Source organism: Melaminivora alkalimesophila (assembly GCF_000282995.1).
Classification (GTDB): domain Bacteria; phylum Pseudomonadota; class Gammaproteobacteria; order Burkholderiales; family Burkholderiaceae_C; genus Melaminivora; species Melaminivora alkalimesophila.
In genome coordinates, this window is sequence record NZ_ALEE01000720.1 from 1 (window position 1) to 395 (window position 395).

The window sequence follows — 395 nt, forward strand, 5'->3', positions numbered from 1 at the left end:
ATGCGCAGCTGTACGCGGCCAAGCACGCGGGGCGCAACTGCGTCCGCGCCGCCGTGCTGGCTTGACGGAGAGCCGGCCTCGGTGGCTGGCAAAGGGCTGCGCGCCCCACGGCGCGGGCTTGGCGACCCTCAGCCAGAAGATCGCCAGGAAGGCGAGGAACGCCGGCACGAGCGCGGCTCAGCCGCGAGCCACGCGCTGGAACAGCGCGCCGGGCAGCCGCGCCACGTGCCCGTCGAGTTCCAGCTCCAGAAGGCGGGCCTGCAGCGTGGCGGCGTCCAGCCCGCTGCGCGCCACCAGGGTGTCCAGGTCGACGGGATCGAAGCCCAGGGCTTCCAGCACCTCGTCCCGCGGCGGCGCTTCCTCGGGCGCGGGCGCTGGCATCTCGCCGGCGGCCG

At 75.4% G+C, this 395-nt stretch carries 1 protein-coding gene; it reads right to left on the reverse strand.

Going from position 1 to position 395, the window contains the following annotated elements; genetic code table 11:
- Positions 1–177: 177 nt before the first annotated feature.
- Positions 178–395, reverse strand: a 218-nt coding sequence (locus A612_RS13950; protein WP_478212056.1) for a DprA-like winged helix domain-containing protein, incomplete at its 5' end; no start/stop codon positions are given.